Raw genomic sequence first — 16,442 nt, forward strand, 5'->3', positions numbered from 1 at the left:
TATCACTGCCTCTTTTTCCGTTTCTGAGCCTTCGCTCCTGCAATGACCTCGGTTATTTCCTGGGTAATTGCTGCCTGTCTTGCACGATTATATAAAATATCCAGCTCATGGAGCATATCTTTGGCACTTTTGGTTGCTGCCTCCATTGCCATCATTCTTGCGTTCTGCTCGCAGGAATAAGACTCAACTAACGCCCCATAGATGAAACCAACTACATAATCCGGTACAATTCGATCCATCACTGCCTCCGGAGATGGTTTCAATGCCAGTTCCTCCATCGGAATATCTGCAGGCAGTTTCACGTTAAAACTTGCTTTCTTCAGTGGGAGCAGCTGTCTGATCTGTGTCTCCTCCTGAATCGCATTGACCATGCTGGTATAGATAATATAGACTTCGTCTAACTCTTCTTTCCGGTACAGTTCCAGAAGTTCCTCTGCAATATTTCTTGCACGGTTCAGTGTCGGATTCTGTACGGTATAGTGGAACTGCTTATCAATCTCAATTCCACGCTGTTCAAAATAGTGACGGCCTAACTCACCTAATACAAACAGTTTGTTATTTTTATGTGCTTTCAAATGCTCCTCTGCAAGCTTTAATACATTATGGTTATAGGAGCCTGCCAGACCCTTATCTGCCGTAATAACAATATAACCTACCATCCGTTCTTCCGGCTTTTTCTCTTCGTTGGTCTTAAAATAAATGTCCTCAATATCCGGAAGATGTCTTAAGATTCTGCTCATTTCCGACTGCAGGGTAAAGAAATAAGGTTCTGTGTCAGAAAGCATTTTCTTTGATTTCTTCAGCTTCGAAGAAGAAATCATATACATTGCATTGGTAATCTTCAATGTATCATTGATACTCTTCATCCGATCCTGAATTTCCTTTGCATTTGCCATAACAACACCTGCTCATTCCTATTGATTTCTACTGTCTTCGAATTCTTTTGCAGCCGCAATAATCTTATCGGTCAGTTCATCGGAAAGCACTTTGGTTTCTTCGATTTCCCTGCCGATTTCCGGATGCTTCAAATCCATATATTCAAGCATCTCATTCTGATACTGTTTTACATTCTTTGTTTCTACTTTATCAAATACACCATGGTTTGCCATACACAGTGTCTCTACCTGCTCATGCAGGGAAAGCGGATTGCAAAGCGGCTGTTTTAAAAGCTCCATCAATGCTTTTCCATGCTGTAACTGTGCCTTGGTCATATCATCAAGGTCAGATGCAAACTGGGTAAATACTTCCATCTCACGATACTGTGCCAGGTCGATACGGATACTTCCGGATGCCTTCTTCATTGCCTTGGTCTGTGCAGCACCACCGACACGGGATACGGACAAACCGACGTTGACTGCCGGACGCATACCTGAGAAGAAAAGGTTACTCTCTAAGAAAATCTGTCCGTCTGTAATGGAAATGACGTTGGTCGGAATATATGCAGATACGTCTCCTGCCTGTGTCTCAATGATTGGCAGTGCGGTAATGGAACCTCCGCCCAATTCATCACTTAAACGGCTGGAACGCTCTAACAATCTGGAATGTAAGTAGAATACATCACCAGGATAAGCTTCACGTCCCGGAGAACGCTCTAACAGCAGAGAGATTGCACGATATGCTACCGCATGTTTGGATAAATCATCATATACGATTAACACATCTTTTCCCTGATGCATAAAGTACTCTGCCATTGCAGTTCCTGCATATGGTGCGATGTACTGCATGGATGCAGGATCACTTGCAGTTGAAGAAACCACGATGGAATAATCCATTGCATCATGCCTGGTCAGTGTAGATACGATTTTTGCTACACTGGACGCCTTCTGCCCGATGGCAACATAGATACAGATTACACCTTTGCCTTTCTGGTTAATGATGGTATCTGTTGCAATGGAGGTCTTTCCGGTCTGACGGTCTCCGATAATTAACTCACGCTGTCCTCTACCGATTGGGAACATGGAGTCAATGGATAAGATTCCTGTTTCCATTGGTGTATTTACTGATTTACGTTCTACAATGCCCGGTGCTTCCTCTTCGATTGGACGATAATCATCTTCCTTAATCTCGCCCTTTCCATCAATCGGCTCGCCTAATGCATTGATAATTCTTCCAACAAAGCCTTCCCCTACCGGGATTCCGGCTTTTTTCCTGGTACGAACCACTTTGGTTCCTTCTTTGATTCCGGTATCACGGCCGAATAAAATAACACCGATTTCATTCTGTCTGATATCCTGTACCATTCCTTTGACACCGTTATCAAATACAACAATTTCACCATACATTGCATGGTCAATTCCGTAAATGGTTGCAATTCCATCACCAACCCAGATTACGGAACCGGTCTCACGACTGGATTCATCCCAGTCAAATTCTTCTATCTCGCTCTGGATAATCGAGATTATGTCTGCAGCACTAATTGCGCCCACAGGCTTCACCTCCCTGTTAATTTTCTTTCCAACTGACGTAAGCGGCCTTCATAGCTTCTGTCATATTCTTTATGATGAACCTTAATGATGTATCCGCCTAAGAGATTCTCATCTTCCTTTTCTGTCAGAACAATCTCACAGTCGGGATATTTCTCTGCAAGAATCTTTCTTGCCTCTGCTTCTTCTTCCGGCTGTGGTGTGCCTGCACAGGTCAGTTCTGCACGCAGGATATGATTCTGTCTGTCCCAATAGAGATAAAATGCATCCAGGATATCCTCTATTTCTCCGATATAACCCAGTCTGCACATCATCTTGGTATAGTTCACAAGCACCTTGGATAATCCGGCATCCTGATAAATTTTCTCTATCACGGCATCCTTCTTATGTATGGAAATCACCGGACTTGTGAGAACCTTAAGCAGTTCCGGTGTAAGCTCATAAAGCTCCCGGAGTTCATCTGCCTCCTGTCTTGTGGCACCCAGCCGATACAATACCTTTGCGTTATTTACTGCTTCCTGTGTCATGAGCATCACCTGTTTTCATAATTTTCCGTGCAGCGATGACTGCCAGTTTGGCAATCTCAGCCTGAGCTGCCTGCTGTGCCTTTTCCTGCTCGTTTGCAATATCTTCCTTGGCTTTTTCTAACATATGCTCAGTCTCTTCCCGGGTCTTCTCTACCGAGCGTGCATGTTCTTCTTCTGCTCTTGCTCTGGCATCAATAATAATCTGGTCTGCCTCCGTTCTTGCATCCGATAAGCGTTCTTCATAATCTGCCTTTAATTTTCTGGCATCTTCTTCGCTTTTCTTTGCATCGTCGAACTGCTTCTTTACCATTTCTTCTCTTGCCTCAATCACATTCATGACTCTCTGATAAAGAAATTTACGAAAGACTACATATAATACCAGCAGATTTACAACGGTCCATAAGATATTCCAAAAATTAATGCTAAGCATTTCCCGTACCTGCCTTTCTATAATCTTTCTTTATTATTTTAAGAAGAGGATGATTAACAATGCGATAACGAATCCGTAAATAGCAGTTGCCTCTGCCAATGCACATCCAAGAAGAAGTGATTTGCTGATTTTGCTCTCTGCTTCCGGCTGTCTTGCAATTGCATCTACTGCGGATGATGTTGCTTTTCCAATTCCAAGTCCTGCTCCAATACCTGTTAATACTGCGATACCTGCTCCGATTGCTACTAATAATGTTGATGACATAATATGCACTCCTTTTCTTTTCTACTTTTTTGTTTCTCTTTTTGTTTTTTTCTTCCCTATTCGGTTGCTTCTTTGACGAACAATGCGGTCAGAAATACGAATACATATGCCTGAATCAATCCGTCAAAAATGTCAAAATAACAGCTAAATACTGCTGGCAGAATTGCCGGTACTACCATTTTCAGCAATTCCATAATGACAAATGAACCTAATACATTTCCAAAAAGTCGCATACACAGCGACAATGGTTTGATAAAGACCTCCAGAATATTGATTGGAAGTACTACCGGCATCGGCTCTGCAAAACTCTTAAGCCAGCCCTTCGTTCCTTTCCTGCGGATACCCGCCATCTCAATCAATATGATACTCATCAGGGACAATGCTGCAGTAACATTCATATCCTTGGTCGGTGGTTTAAATCCCAGCAGACCGATTAAGTTGGCAATTCCAATATAGATTGCCACCGTCATAAGATAAGGAATATACTGCTTTCCTTTTTCGCCTATGGTATCCCGGAAGAAGTTATTCAACCCGTTTACAGCCGTTTCCAGAATAATCTGTCTGCGTCCCGGATGTTCCACACTTAAGTTCCTGGTCAGGAGTATGCACAGCACAATAACTACTGCCATGATAATCCAGGTTACTACTACGGATTCATAAATGGGAATGCCTCCGAAAATCGGAATTGTAAATACCGTTTCACAGTTCAATTCTTCCATCAGGCTATTTACCAGAGCATCCATCTGTCTCACTTCCTTCTGCTGCTCTAAGGCATTTTTAAATCGTTAAAATTCTAACAAGAAAAAAATGCAAACGCAACCGTTTTCTTCCCGTGAAAATAGGTCTGACCATTTGCCGTTTTTTCGTGTAAATATTCCATATTCTTCTGCAATTTTTGCCAGTTTTTTGGTTGTTTTTTTATGCAATTTGTACACTTGCGCCAATTTGTATATTTTGGTATTAAAAAAATGCAGAAATTTCCTTTTTTTTCACAAACATTTTCTGCATTTTTCTTATTCTTTATAGACTTTATACAATTTTAATCATTAAGCTTACTTCACCAGAATTCCGTGGTGTTCCTCCATATAACCGCCGAAAATGGCATTCTTATAGCCTAATTTCTTAAATGCTTTTACCGCCTTTTCGGACCGGTAGCTGTAACTTCCTATAATATAAAAAGATTTTTCCTTATCCGGGAATCTCCGCAAAATACGGTCTTCCGTTATCTTGTCCAGCGGAATATTCTTTGTTCCTGCCACATGTCCTTTCTGGTAATCTTCCTTTGCCCGGCAGTCAATTATAATTGCATTTTCCGAAGTATGCGCTGCATTGATTGCTTCATTTACAGTCAGACGTTTCTTAAAAATACCCATTCTTCTGTTCCCTTCTTCTTTTGTTATGCTTTTGCCTGCATATAAATCCGGATGTTTTCTTCCAATAAATCCAGATCCACCGGTTTGGCAATGTGTGCATCCATTCCTACTTCCATACAGGTCCGGATATCTTCCGCAAAGGCATTGGCAGTCATGGCAAAAATCGGTATTTTCGCTGCTTCCTTCTTCTTAAGTCTCCGGATTTCTTTCGTTGCATCATAGCCATTCATAACAGGCATCTTAATGTCCATTAAAATAATATTATATCGTCCTTCCTCCGCTCTTGCAAACATTTCTACTGCTTTCTTGCCATTTACTGCCCGGTCACAGTCTGCACCTTCCATTTTTAACAGTTCTTCCAATATTTCTGCATTTAAATCATTATCATCTGCTATCAGAAAACGCATCCCTTTTAATGTCATTTTCTCTTTTTCTGTTGCTTGTCCTTTTCCCTGCAATTGCTGCTCTTTTCTTGCCTGTTCGATGCACCGTTTAAAATTTGTCACAAAAAACGGCTTGCTTAAAATACTTTGAATTCCAGCATAACCCGCTGCTTCTTCTATCTCCTTACAATCATAGGCAAAAAGCAGTAATACTGTTTTCTCTCCCAGAATCTGATGCAATTTTTCTGCTGTAGTAACACCATCCATTCCCGGCATCTTCCAGTCTATAATTACAACATCCCAGGTCTTTGTTTTTCCGGCTTCCACAGCCTGTTCTGCCATATGAACCGCCATTTCGCCAGAATCTGCTGTCTGCACATCAATCCCAAACGGATGCAGCGTATCCATAATATATCTTCCTGATTCACTCTCATCATCAACCACCAGTACCTGGCTTATCTTCTGCAGTTTCCACCAGTTAACCTTCTCCTGGTACTTTATTTTCCGGAAATTCAAAATCACCTCAAAAGTAGTTCCTTTTCCAAGCTTACTCTCCACATGAATGCTTCCACCCATTAACTCCACCAGGCTCTTGGCAATTGGCATTCCAAGACCCGTTCCGGAAACCGGATTAACAGTGCTTTGCACTTCCCGGCTGAATGGGTCAAAAAGATTCTTAAGATACTCTTCACCCATCCCCTGTCCATTATCACTGATCCGGAACTGATACTGTGCAAAGTTTCCCTTTTTCTTTGGTACTTCTGTAATATCAAATACTATCTTACCGCCCTTTGGGGTATATTTTACTGCATTGGATAAAATGTTCAGCAGTATCTGCTTCAGACGTAATTTATCTGCTTCCACTTCTTCTGTTTCTATCCGATGTACATAAATCATGAATTCCTGCCCCTTCTCTCTGGTCTGTGAACGGATAATCATATCCAGTTCTTCCACCAGTTCAGCAATATTCGTGTTCATAATATTAAGGACCGTTTTACCGGCCTCAATCTTCGACATATCAAGGACATCATTAATGAGTCCAAGCAGATGTTCCCCTGAATAAGTCAGTTTTCTTGCATATTCCCGAACACAATCCGAATTTTCAGCATCTCTTGAAATCAGTGTAGCCAGTCCCATAACCGCATTTAAAGGAGTCCGCATATCATGGCTCATATTGGATAAAAATACACTTTTCGCCTCATTGGCACGCTCTGCCTCTGCTTTTGCCGTATTTGCAAACAGCACCGTCTCTTCCAATGCAGTATTGACTTCTTCCAGCTTCTCTGCTGCTTCTGCCTGCTGCATTGCATTTCGTCTCGCGTAAGCTACCTTATTCTTTTCATTATAAATCCATAGAATACTAATACCCAGTGCTGCTAACATTGCAATGATAATGCAGGTCACTGTCAGCCAGATATGCAACATCATAATCTGATAATCTGCCAGTACATTCTGCACAATCGTAATGTCCACTTCACAGGCTATCATATACTGTGTTCCTTTTAATGCACGATACGAAAAATAGTCGGACTCATTTTCACGTTCCAGGGTTATACACCCGGAGCTGCGTTCTGCATAGTCCGACTTCACTTTTTCATAATCTTTCTTATTCATAATCTTTTGTTCATGGTAACTATCAAACAGATTATAATTTATGGTTACTTCACCCGGCTCATTATTAATGCTTGCATATGCCACTTCTCCGTTTTCATCCATGACATAGATATTAGCCTGTCCGTTATAAGCAGACGTTACAAAAAGATCGTTAATAATCTGTGGCCGGAATAGAAATGCAATTGCTTCATATTCTTCCCCATTGACCAAAAAAGAATCTACTGATTTTGCAATTATAAAGATTTCCTCTCCATCCTTCCAGGTACAGTACTGGGCAATTCCTTTATTCTCACCAAATAATTCTGACAATCCATCCTGCATCTGTATTCTGCCATTCAGTCCACGCATGCACAGATATTCACCTTCATCATTGACAAAGACAATATCCCGCACCATATTACTTTCCATAGAGTCAAAATAGTTCTGGTAATCTTTCAGTTCTGCTTCCCTTTCCCCATCCCCGAACATATATTTTTCAATAGAATCTATCTGTTCATAAGTAATCTCCAGACGGTTCCGGTAAGCACGCTCCATCTGTTCCATCAGTTCAGATAAACTCTGTTTGCTGTTCTTATCAATGTATTGATTTGAACCCCCAAGGTCTTTTGACATCCAGCCAAATATCAAAGCCATAACCACAATACATACAATCAATACCGTAAAAAACCTTTTTTCCTGCTTTTCCTTTTTCATCCCGCATAATACCTTCCAATCTGTTTCAGATTATCAGACTGGTTCCTGCAAATTTTGTCGAAAAAGCAAGATGTCTCTGCCTAATTAAATCTTTCCTGAAGTCCGTTTTTCCCTTAAGTCCTCTACCAGTGCATAAACCTCCGGTCTCCGTTCCTTCAGATGTTCGTCTAACGCATGCCGGCGTTCTTTAAAGCGCTCTGCCAGTTCCGGATGTTCCTTTGCAATACGCTCATGTACTTCCCGTCGATGTTCCTCTAACCGCATAGCCAGCGTTCTTTCATCTTTACCGGAAATATTAACAATCTCTTTCAAATGCTCCTCTAAATGCTCCAGCCACTCATCTTCGTCCAGTTCTTCCATATGGGACCAGCTTCCATGTAACAGCTTTTCCACATCTCCTGTCTTTTTCAGCTGTTCTATCTGTGCCACAATCTGCCGCTCTATAGCATCTTCAGTTTCCGAACCAAATGCCCAGACAAATTCCTGCACCCGGTTATCCGCCCTCTTTCTTGAGGCACTGCGCTGTTTATTGTCTACACCGCCCTCCAGCGGATAAGGACGTTCATAACCCATATCCTTTAAAGCAATATGTATTGTTCTTCTTGCGCTGCCCTCTTCTATGATGTGTCCCAGACCAAGCTTTCGCATCTGTTCATTCAAATCTGCAATATGTTCTGTAATATAAAAACAGATACCACGTTTCTTAAGACCCTGATACAGCATTTCCAACTGATCCGCCGCTGTAATATCCATGGAGCCGATAGCACTGGCATCTAAAATGACTGCCTTCGTATCCTCTTTTATATTGTCTTCAATGTCCCGCTTTAACATCTGCACATTAGCAAAAAAGAGATTACTGCTGAACCGGTATATCAGAACGCCTTCTATCGCATGTATCTGATGACTTTCTTTTAAATCCCGGAAATGGCGATGTCCCGGCTGGATTCCAAGAAAACATCTTGATGGCTTGGCAGTACGGATAATCATCTCAGTAAAGGAAAGTATAATGCCAATCAAAACGCCATTGATGGTTCCAAGCACCAGCACGCCAAAGAATGCTCCTAAGAAAATGAAGAATTCTGTACGGCTGACCTTCAACAATCTTGCAGCAAGCTCAAATTCCGTTGCCCCAAGTAATGCAGAAATTACAATTGCCGTCAGCATCGGAATCGGAAGATAGCCGATAAATCCGGTTCCGCAAAGCAGCAATACCAGCATGGATAAACCGGCTATGATTCCGGTCAGCTGTGTCTTACTCTGATACTGTTCTCCCATTGCAGTTCTTGAAACAGAGCCATTAATAGGACAGCAGCCTGTAAATGCTGCCAGGAAATTTCCCATGGAGAATGCAAAAATTTCCTGATTATCATTCATTCGATATCCATTCTTCTGTGCGAAATTATTTTCTGCCAGAAGCGTTTCTGCCATAATGACCACTGCCACCGAAAGGCTGATAGTTACTACCTCTTTCATCGGAAGCATGCGGATATCCGGAATCACAAACTGTGGAAGTCCCGGTTCTACTGCAGACAGCGTCTGGATTCCCCATTCCCTCACCGGAAAAAATTTTGTCATTACTGCTCCTGCTGCCATTAAAAGCACTGCCATTGGAAATTTCGGCATTATTTTCTTTGATACAAGAAGTATCAGAAGGGAAATGCCGCCTAAAATCAGTGATGGCAGATTCACCTTCGTCTGCCCGATATGCTCCACCAGCTCAATGAGTTCTCCAACGCCGGCGGTACCGCCCATTAACTTTGGTACCTGCATCAGAATAATCGTGGTGCAGATTCCGGTAATAAATCCACCCATAACCGGTGCCGAAATATAGTTCACCAGTTTTCCTGCTTTCATAAAATAAAACGCCAATAACCAGACTGCCACAAAGAAAGTAAGTACCGGCACTGCTGCAATTGCTTCACTGCTTCCACTCTCAATACCAAGTCCCACCAGTGCCGAACCGATTAAGGCTGCCGGTGCCGCATCTACGCCAAAAATAAACTGTGGTGAAGTCGAACACAGTGCAAATATCAGAATTGGGAAAATGGAACCATACAGACCATAGACTGCCGGAAGTCCTGCAATCTGTGCATAGCCCATAGCTATCGGAATGGAAACTGCCATAATAATAATACCGGCCAGAATATCCTTTGGAAAATTTTTTTTATCATATTTACGAATGGTAGCTGCAAGTTGTATGCGCATATTATCGCTTCTTTCTACTATATTATTTTTTATTATACGGCAAATAAGATGATTGCACAATTCTTTTGGCAGCAGAAAGGACAGGCTCTTTATCCGTGCCTGTCCTTTCTGTTCTGGTTGTTCTAATTATTCTGTTCTGTTTATTCCATTCTGATTATTCTTTTTTATTTCTGATTATTCATTTTCAGTTGCCATCTTTCTTCTGAAAACAAACATTCCTCCACAACCTGCTGCAATCAATGCCATACAAACTGCAATTGCAGAATTATCACCTGTCTTTGGTTTACCGGATGTCTTTACGGTTGGCTGGCTATTTGCTGTTGTTGATGCATTTGCTGCTGTTCCAGCCGCACCACCGGAAACTGTACTGTCACTTCCGGAAGTTGTACCGCCATTTCCGGATGTTGTACCACCATTTCCTGTGGCAGCCGTATCTGCCAGCTTTTCTGTGGTAATAAGATAAGTAGAGCAATGATTCTGTTTTACGGTCAGATATCCTTCTGAATCTACTACTCCCGCATCAATATTTAAAATCGTTCCATTGTCAAATAACCGGCTGTAATATAATGTCTTTCCGGCATACCGGGTTCCCACAAAAATACGAATCTGTGCTTCTGCCGGAAGCTGACCGGAATAATTATACTTAATCTGTTCAATGAAAATATTCTTATTTACTGCATTTGGAAGCGTGCCCAGCTCACTGTAATCTTTTACAAGCTTTACTCCAAAATCATAGCTGGAAACATTATCAACGGCTGACATGGTTCCTTTTCCAAAGGTAAAGGAAAGCTCATCATTGGATTTGATAACAATGTCCTTTGTCTGATTCTCTGCCAATATCTGCCGGAATCCATTGTCGGAAATAACGGTATCTCCATCTGTTACATCCACTACGCCATTCACTACAACCTGCTTCGGTGTAAAGGAAATCACATCCGCCCCGGAATATACATTGTAAACATTCTCTACTTCTTTTCCTTCAAATTCATAACCAGCCGGTAAGGTATCTTCCGCAAGCGCCATGTTTTCTACAAGCTCTTTCATAACCGGATGTGCTGCGTCCATAAGATATCTGGTTTCCTGTGTATTATAATCCGTATAACTCATAAGAATCGGACAAAGAATCCGGTAAGAATTACCAGCCTCATAATAGGTTCCTCTATAAATAAAGGTGTCTCCCGTATCCTGTTTCTTTACCAGACAGGCATCACTTCCTCCACTTGCCATCGTAGTGGAATAATAAGCTGCTATCTCTCCATTTGCTGTATATGCCGAAATATCCGTAAGCTTATCTTCTACAGTTATTGCTACCTCTGCACCCAGCGTAGTGCATTCCTGCAATTTTTCAATCCGGTAGGTCTTATTTCCGGACATATCGGTTACTTCTGTTATAACAAACCGGCCTTCTTCTCCGGTTTTTGTATACACATCACTCTGGACCGGACTGATATCAGTTCCAAAATAACCACCATATACCTGAATCATTTCAAAAGGATGCTCTGCCTGCATCTTCATGTCATTAACCTGTCCCTTTGCCACAATCGGTGATGACATATAATTCCAGGATGAACCAAACGGACATCCGTCAGTTCCACGATATACCGTTACTGTACTGTCCCCGGAAACCGTCAGCAGCGACTTGCCGCCTTCTGCAAATAATTCAATACCATCCGGGTTCTTTCTGTTTTCATTGACGGTAAGGCTTCCGGAACCGCAGATTGTCAGGGAGCCGCCCCAGCCGCCATGCCAGATTCCAAGATTCTGCAGCTTATTACTGCCTACCAGATTCAATTTAAAATCGTCTCCCATCATGTTGGTATAAAGTGCAACATCCGGATGGTCATAATTGGTTAAGGTCAGCGTATTGCTTGCCTGGTCATAAGACGCTCCGTCCACTGTATTTTTCTCATTGGTGGAAAATACAACCGTATCATTCAATTGAATATTGGCAAATGCAAACTCTCCTTCCATGCATGGTCCATTTGATGCCTGCACCGGAATCATGGACGGAACCATCATCAGGGATGCTGCCAGTGCCACTGCACCAATACATTTTAAAGCACGTTTCATTTTCATAAATCTATCCTTCCTTTCTTCGTATTATAAAAACACTATAAGGAAAACGATAGATTCTGTGCAGTCTACATCCGTTTCAAAATATGAGAAATTTATCTCACCCAGCTTTTTGGGGCAGAATTTCAATCTACAAAACCCGCACCAATAGCTGCCGGCAGCTTTTTACGGGTACCCGGCAACTACGAGAAACACGCTTTGCAAGTTTTTCCAATTATCGCATAACCAAAAATCCCCCGAAACAGATTTGGGTTATTTGATATGTACCCAGAATCCTGGACACATATTTACGAACTAGACTGAACACATGGATGCTATCCTGTATTGTACAGGCGGCATCCATTTTGTTTTTGCCTGAATTCTTTTGTTATTATAATAATCTATATATTCTTCAACCGCTTGTGAAAATTCTTCGAAAGAAGAATAGTTTTTTTCATAGCCATAATACATTTCATTTTTTAATCGTCCAAAGAACGTCTCCATAATACAATTATCATAACAATTACCTTTTCGTGACATGGATTGTATAATGCCATGTTCCTGTAAAGCATTTCTAAAATAAGCATGTTGATACTGCCAGCCTTGATCTGAATGAAATATCAATCCTTCAACTGAAGGAAATTTTTCAAATGCTTTATTCAGCATTCTTTTTATCTGTTCAAGATTAGGACTCATGGATAAATCATATGAGATGATTTCATTTGTATTCATATCTAGCACTGGAGAAATATAACACTTTCCCCATGAAAAATTGAACTGTGATACATCTGTGGTCCATTTTTGTAAAGGCAAAGTTGTACTGAAATCCCTGTCTATTATGTTGTCAGCAATCTTACCAACTTCACCCTTATAAGAATGATACTTCTCCTTTGGTCTTTTTCCGGCTAGACCTGCTTCATGCATAAGACGCTGAACTCTTTTATGGTTCACCTGATACCCGCGATTAATAAGTTCCTGGTGAACCCGTCTTACACCATACCTGCGCTTGTTCTCAACAAAAACACTTTTTATTTCTTCTAGTATTTCTTGATTGCGTTTGGCAACAACATCGTTTCTGCTAATCTCAAAATAGTAAGTAGATCTAGCCATGTGCATTGCTTTAAGGAGATATTTTAATTGGTATCCTTTTTCTCTAAGTTTTTTGATGATTGCTGCTTTTTCGCCTTGAGTTGCGCAGCCCATTTTTCTTGCCTCAAGGCGATCCGTTTTTTTATTACTTCATTCTCGGCTTTGATATATTCGTTTTCAGCTCTCAAGCGTATCAGTTCTTCTCGTTCTGATTCTGTTAAAGGTAATGGATTTGTTGACTTCTTCATTCTTGATTCCTTTGTTGGACGTCCTTTTTTACTTTCTGCTAATCCATTATATCCTTGTGATTTATATTTGTATACCCATTGATAAAGCATTCCTGCGCTGATTCCTGCTTCTATGGCAACTTTTCTCCTTGGTATACCTGCAATAACCATTAAAACCAGTTCAAGCTTTTCTTCTGGTGTCCACACTTTATTGAACACCTTATGTTTTAAAACTTCTGGACCATGTAAATCAACCAATCCAGACCATTCTCGTATATGTCTTTTGAGAGTATCTGGATTCGTACCCTCTGGGATATCTGGATACGAACCTGAATGATACAATTCAACACACATCAGTTTAAACTCATAACTATAACGCATAAAAACACCCTCCTTACTGGTTGTCCAGTAAAGAGGGTACATATCATATTATTAACCGCCTGCTCCGGGGGATTCCATTTTTATTTTTATTCTGTTCGTACTCTACTAATCCTGCTTGCCTAATGAAGTCTTTCTTAATGCTGCCGCAATAATAAATGCATACACTCCACCAATCAGTGCGGTAACTACCTGGGTAAATGAGAACTGAAGCTGCAATACCTTTAACATTGGTGCCATTTTCTCCGGAAGCATATTTGGTAAAATAACCAGGGAAATTACAACTCCCATAAATAATCCTTTTAAGATAGAACCGATTACAATAGAAACCGGGAATCCTGCTTTACTACCAAGCTTCCCCTTAAGCAACGCTATACAAAGCACCAGAATGGCATTTCCTGCCATAATGCATGGAAACATTGCCGGAATGGCTGCCATTACCGGGCTTCCGGTAATAAAGAATGCAGTAACCGGTGTAATAATACTTAAAATAATTCCGCATGCCAGTCCCGCATACAATACAGTTAAGATTAATGCTGCATTGATAACTGGTCCTGTTATGTATACACTTAAGTTCTTAAAGAACTGACTTGCAATACAGATTGCAAGCATAATTGCAGTAACTGTAATTTGTCTGGTTTTCATGATGTTTTTCTCCTATCCTGCCCGATGTTTTTATAATTGTTCCAGTGTGCTCTTTACACTATTTGCGGCACTTAAAATCACATTGGACGATGCTGCAATCTCCTCCGTTGCTGCGGCAAGATTCTGAATCCGGTTACCGGTATCATTTACAACATTTGCCAGCTCATCTGCATCTTTGATAATCTCCACAATGGATTCTTTTACCTTTGCCTGGCTCTCTGTACTCCGGGATGCCGTATCCTTGGAATTCATGGCCAGTTTATTTATCTCATCTGCAACTACTGCAAAACCTCTTCCCGCCTCTCCTGCACGGGCTGCTTCGATATTGGCATTCAATGCCAGAAGGTTAGTCTGTGCAGCAATGGAGACTACTTCCTGATTATTCTCTGCCATAGATTCCAACAGCATATCAATCTCCTGCATTCTGCCAGTCAGCTTCTCACAGAATTCAGACACATTACCAATTTCCTCTGATACTGCACTGCATTCCGTCGCATTACTTTCGTTTCCATTCACCATATCATCCACAGAATCATAGAGTGATACAAACAAGTCATTGACTGTCTCCACCGTTGTTTTAATATTCTCCTGCTGTTTCTCCACTGCATCTTTTTCTGCCTTGATTTCATCAGCAAGTTCTAATGCTCTCTTCTTCTCTTCCTCTACGGTATCCTTTACAAAATGAATACAATTTTCCTTCTTATTGAAGCCATTATAAATAGCCAATGCCATCTTTTCACAGCTTTCATAGCCACAGCATTCACAGTCAATGCATCTTGCTTCCTTAGTCTTCTTGCCCATCTCATCATAAATCTGATTCAGTTCCTCTGTAGACGGAAGTTTATAATTACACTCTTCGGAGCAGTCTGTATATTTTCTAAGATAATTCTCCAGTTCTAATTTTGAGAACTGCTTATTTAATTTTGCAAGCCGCTGTGCCGGAGTCAGTTTCCTTGACCATGCACTGTTCTTCGTATTCTTCTTACAGTTCTCCTGTATCTGATGGATATTATATAAAGCTTTATCTGTTCCTGCAATTTCCTCTTCAACACCGGTTCCGTAAATACAACCCATTCCACAGTTTAATGCGTCAATGAATAATTCTTTATTCATGCCCTTTGCAATTTCTTCCTTATGCTCCTCTAAATAACGATATGTGTGTTTCTCTCCTTCTATCTGGCGTATATATACATCGTCCCCTAAGAACCAGTATACATTTTCCTTCAAGCCACCCGGCATCGGATAGATGGAACCAAGTCCATATTCAATTTCATCACTGGCAAATGTGCCTGATATATTATGTTCTCTTACATATTTCATCAAATGGTCAAATGTCACATTATACGATACATAGCCTTCTGTATCCGGGTTATGAATCTCTGACCATTTTGCAACACACGGACTGATAAATGCCAGTTTATCTGTAATTCCCATCTCCTGCTTTGCATAAATTGCGCTGCACATCATCGGACTGTGTACCGGGAATAACTTTGGAAGAAGCTCCGGTAAGTAGTGTTCAATATATCCCACAATTGCCGGACATGGCTGGGAAATTCCACCGGTAAAGTTGTATTTCTTTACATAATTAAGATATCCCCAGGTTGTAATGTCTGCACCGAAAGATACACTGATTATACGGTTCACTCCAAGATTCTTTAATCCTCCCAATACCCTCTCATAATCTTCAGGATAGTTTGCCTTGAACGCCGGAGCTAATAGTATGGATATTTTCTCACCTTTTGCAAGGTCTGCAAAGAATTGCTCCGTATCATCTTCAAACTCTCTTGCACCATGCTTGCAGGCATCCATACATGCACCACAGCCAATACACCTTGCCGGATCTACCTGAATCCGCTCTGTTCCATCTTCTTCTGTTACTGCCACACATGCCCCCGGACAAGGACACACGCGAATACATTTGTTACACCCAATACAGTTGTCATTGGTAAAAACCAGACTCATTTCAAGCACCACCCTTTACTTATATTCATAAGCTACCTTTTTTCAATTTCAACAAATAATATCTCATATTTGTCTATTCGTTAATAATATTATTTCTCAATAAAATTGTCAAATTTTCATGTTTTTATATGATATATTCTTACGATTTCCCGCAATTTTCGACACTTTTTGAACAAG

At 41.0% G+C, this 16,442-nt stretch carries 14 protein-coding genes; all 14 read right to left on the reverse strand.

What is annotated here, in order from left to right; all coding sequences use genetic code 11:
- Positions 1-2: 2 nt before the first annotated feature.
- The 14 genes from atpG to DV740_RS08925 all read right to left on the reverse strand — a co-directional run bounded on the left by atpG (position 3) and on the right by DV740_RS08925 (position 16,265).
- On the reverse strand, positions 3-896 hold the full coding sequence (gene atpG / locus DV740_RS08860) for an ATP synthase F1 subunit gamma (protein ID WP_022243512.1): 894 nt from the start codon (positions 894-896) through the stop codon (positions 3-5).
- A gap of 18 nt (positions 897-914) precedes the next feature.
- Positions 915-2,426: a F0F1 ATP synthase subunit alpha gene (gene atpA, locus DV740_RS08865; protein ID WP_118087877.1), complete on the reverse strand. Its 1,512-nt coding sequence runs from the start codon at positions 2,424-2,426 to the stop codon at positions 915-917.
- 5 nt (positions 2,427-2,431) lie between these two features.
- Complete coding sequence (gene atpH, locus DV740_RS08870) at positions 2,432-2,950, reverse strand: ATP synthase F1 subunit delta (RefSeq protein ID WP_118087878.1); 519 nt, start codon at positions 2,948-2,950, stop codon at positions 2,432-2,434.
- Positions 2,928-3,380 carry a F0F1 ATP synthase subunit B gene (gene atpF / locus DV740_RS08875; protein ID WP_117841553.1) on the reverse strand — a complete coding sequence of 151 codons (453 nt, stop codon included), beginning with the start codon at positions 3,378-3,380 and terminating at the stop codon, positions 2,928-2,930. Before atpF ends, atpH begins: the two co-directional genes overlap by 23 nt.
- A 33-nt stretch (positions 3,381-3,413) precedes the next feature.
- Complete coding sequence (atpE, locus tag DV740_RS08880) at positions 3,414-3,644, reverse strand: ATP synthase F0 subunit C (RefSeq protein WP_012743658.1); 231 nt, start codon at positions 3,642-3,644, stop codon at positions 3,414-3,416.
- A 56-nt stretch (positions 3,645-3,700) separates the two neighbouring features.
- The gene (locus DV740_RS08885; protein ID WP_118087879.1) at positions 3,701-4,387 is read right to left on the reverse strand and encodes a F0F1 ATP synthase subunit A; all 687 of its coding nucleotides are present in this window, start codon (positions 4,385-4,387) and stop codon (positions 3,701-3,703) included.
- 309 nt (positions 4,388-4,696) lie between these two features.
- Positions 4,697-5,017 carry a rhodanese-like domain-containing protein gene (locus tag DV740_RS08890; protein WP_022243517.1) on the reverse strand — a complete coding sequence of 107 codons (321 nt, stop codon included), beginning with the start codon at positions 5,015-5,017 and terminating at the stop codon, positions 4,697-4,699.
- Between the two features lie 23 nt (positions 5,018-5,040).
- Positions 5,041-7,707: a hybrid sensor histidine kinase/response regulator gene (locus DV740_RS08895; RefSeq protein WP_118087880.1), complete on the reverse strand. Its 2,667-nt coding sequence runs from the start codon at positions 7,705-7,707 to the stop codon at positions 5,041-5,043.
- A gap of 84 nt (positions 7,708-7,791) precedes the next feature.
- Positions 7,792-9,912 carry a SulP family inorganic anion transporter gene (locus tag DV740_RS08900; RefSeq protein ID WP_117841550.1) on the reverse strand — a complete coding sequence of 707 codons (2,121 nt, stop codon included), beginning with the start codon at positions 9,910-9,912 and terminating at the stop codon, positions 7,792-7,794.
- Positions 9,913-10,086: 174 nt separating this feature from the next.
- A complete protein-coding gene (locus DV740_RS08905) occupies positions 10,087-11,988 on the reverse strand; it encodes an NPXTG-anchored protein (RefSeq protein WP_118087881.1) in 1,902 nt (633 codons plus the stop codon).
- A gap of 291 nt (positions 11,989-12,279) precedes the next feature.
- On the reverse strand, positions 12,280-13,167 hold the full coding sequence (locus DV740_RS08910; RefSeq protein WP_118087882.1) for an IS3 family transposase: 888 nt from the start codon (positions 13,165-13,167) through the stop codon (positions 12,280-12,282).
- Positions 13,098-13,661: a helix-turn-helix domain-containing protein gene (locus DV740_RS08915; RefSeq protein WP_242994252.1), complete on the reverse strand. Its 564-nt coding sequence runs from the start codon at positions 13,659-13,661 to the stop codon at positions 13,098-13,100. The genes DV740_RS08910 and DV740_RS08915 overlap by 70 nt, the downstream gene beginning before the upstream one ends.
- Before the next feature lie 105 nt (positions 13,662-13,766).
- Positions 13,767-14,303 carry an ECF transporter S component gene (locus DV740_RS08920; protein WP_118087884.1) on the reverse strand — a complete coding sequence of 179 codons (537 nt, stop codon included), beginning with the start codon at positions 14,301-14,303 and terminating at the stop codon, positions 13,767-13,769.
- 30 nt (positions 14,304-14,333) lie between these two features.
- A complete protein-coding gene (locus DV740_RS08925; RefSeq protein ID WP_118087885.1) occupies positions 14,334-16,265 on the reverse strand; it encodes a [Fe-Fe] hydrogenase large subunit C-terminal domain-containing protein in 1,932 nt (643 codons plus the stop codon).
- Positions 16,266-16,442 lie beyond the last annotated feature (177 nt).

The sequence above is a fragment of the Roseburia sp. AF02-12 genome (assembly GCF_003461765.1).
In the GTDB taxonomy this organism is placed as follows: Bacteria; Bacillota; Clostridia; order Lachnospirales; family Lachnospiraceae; genus Roseburia_C; species Roseburia_C amylophila.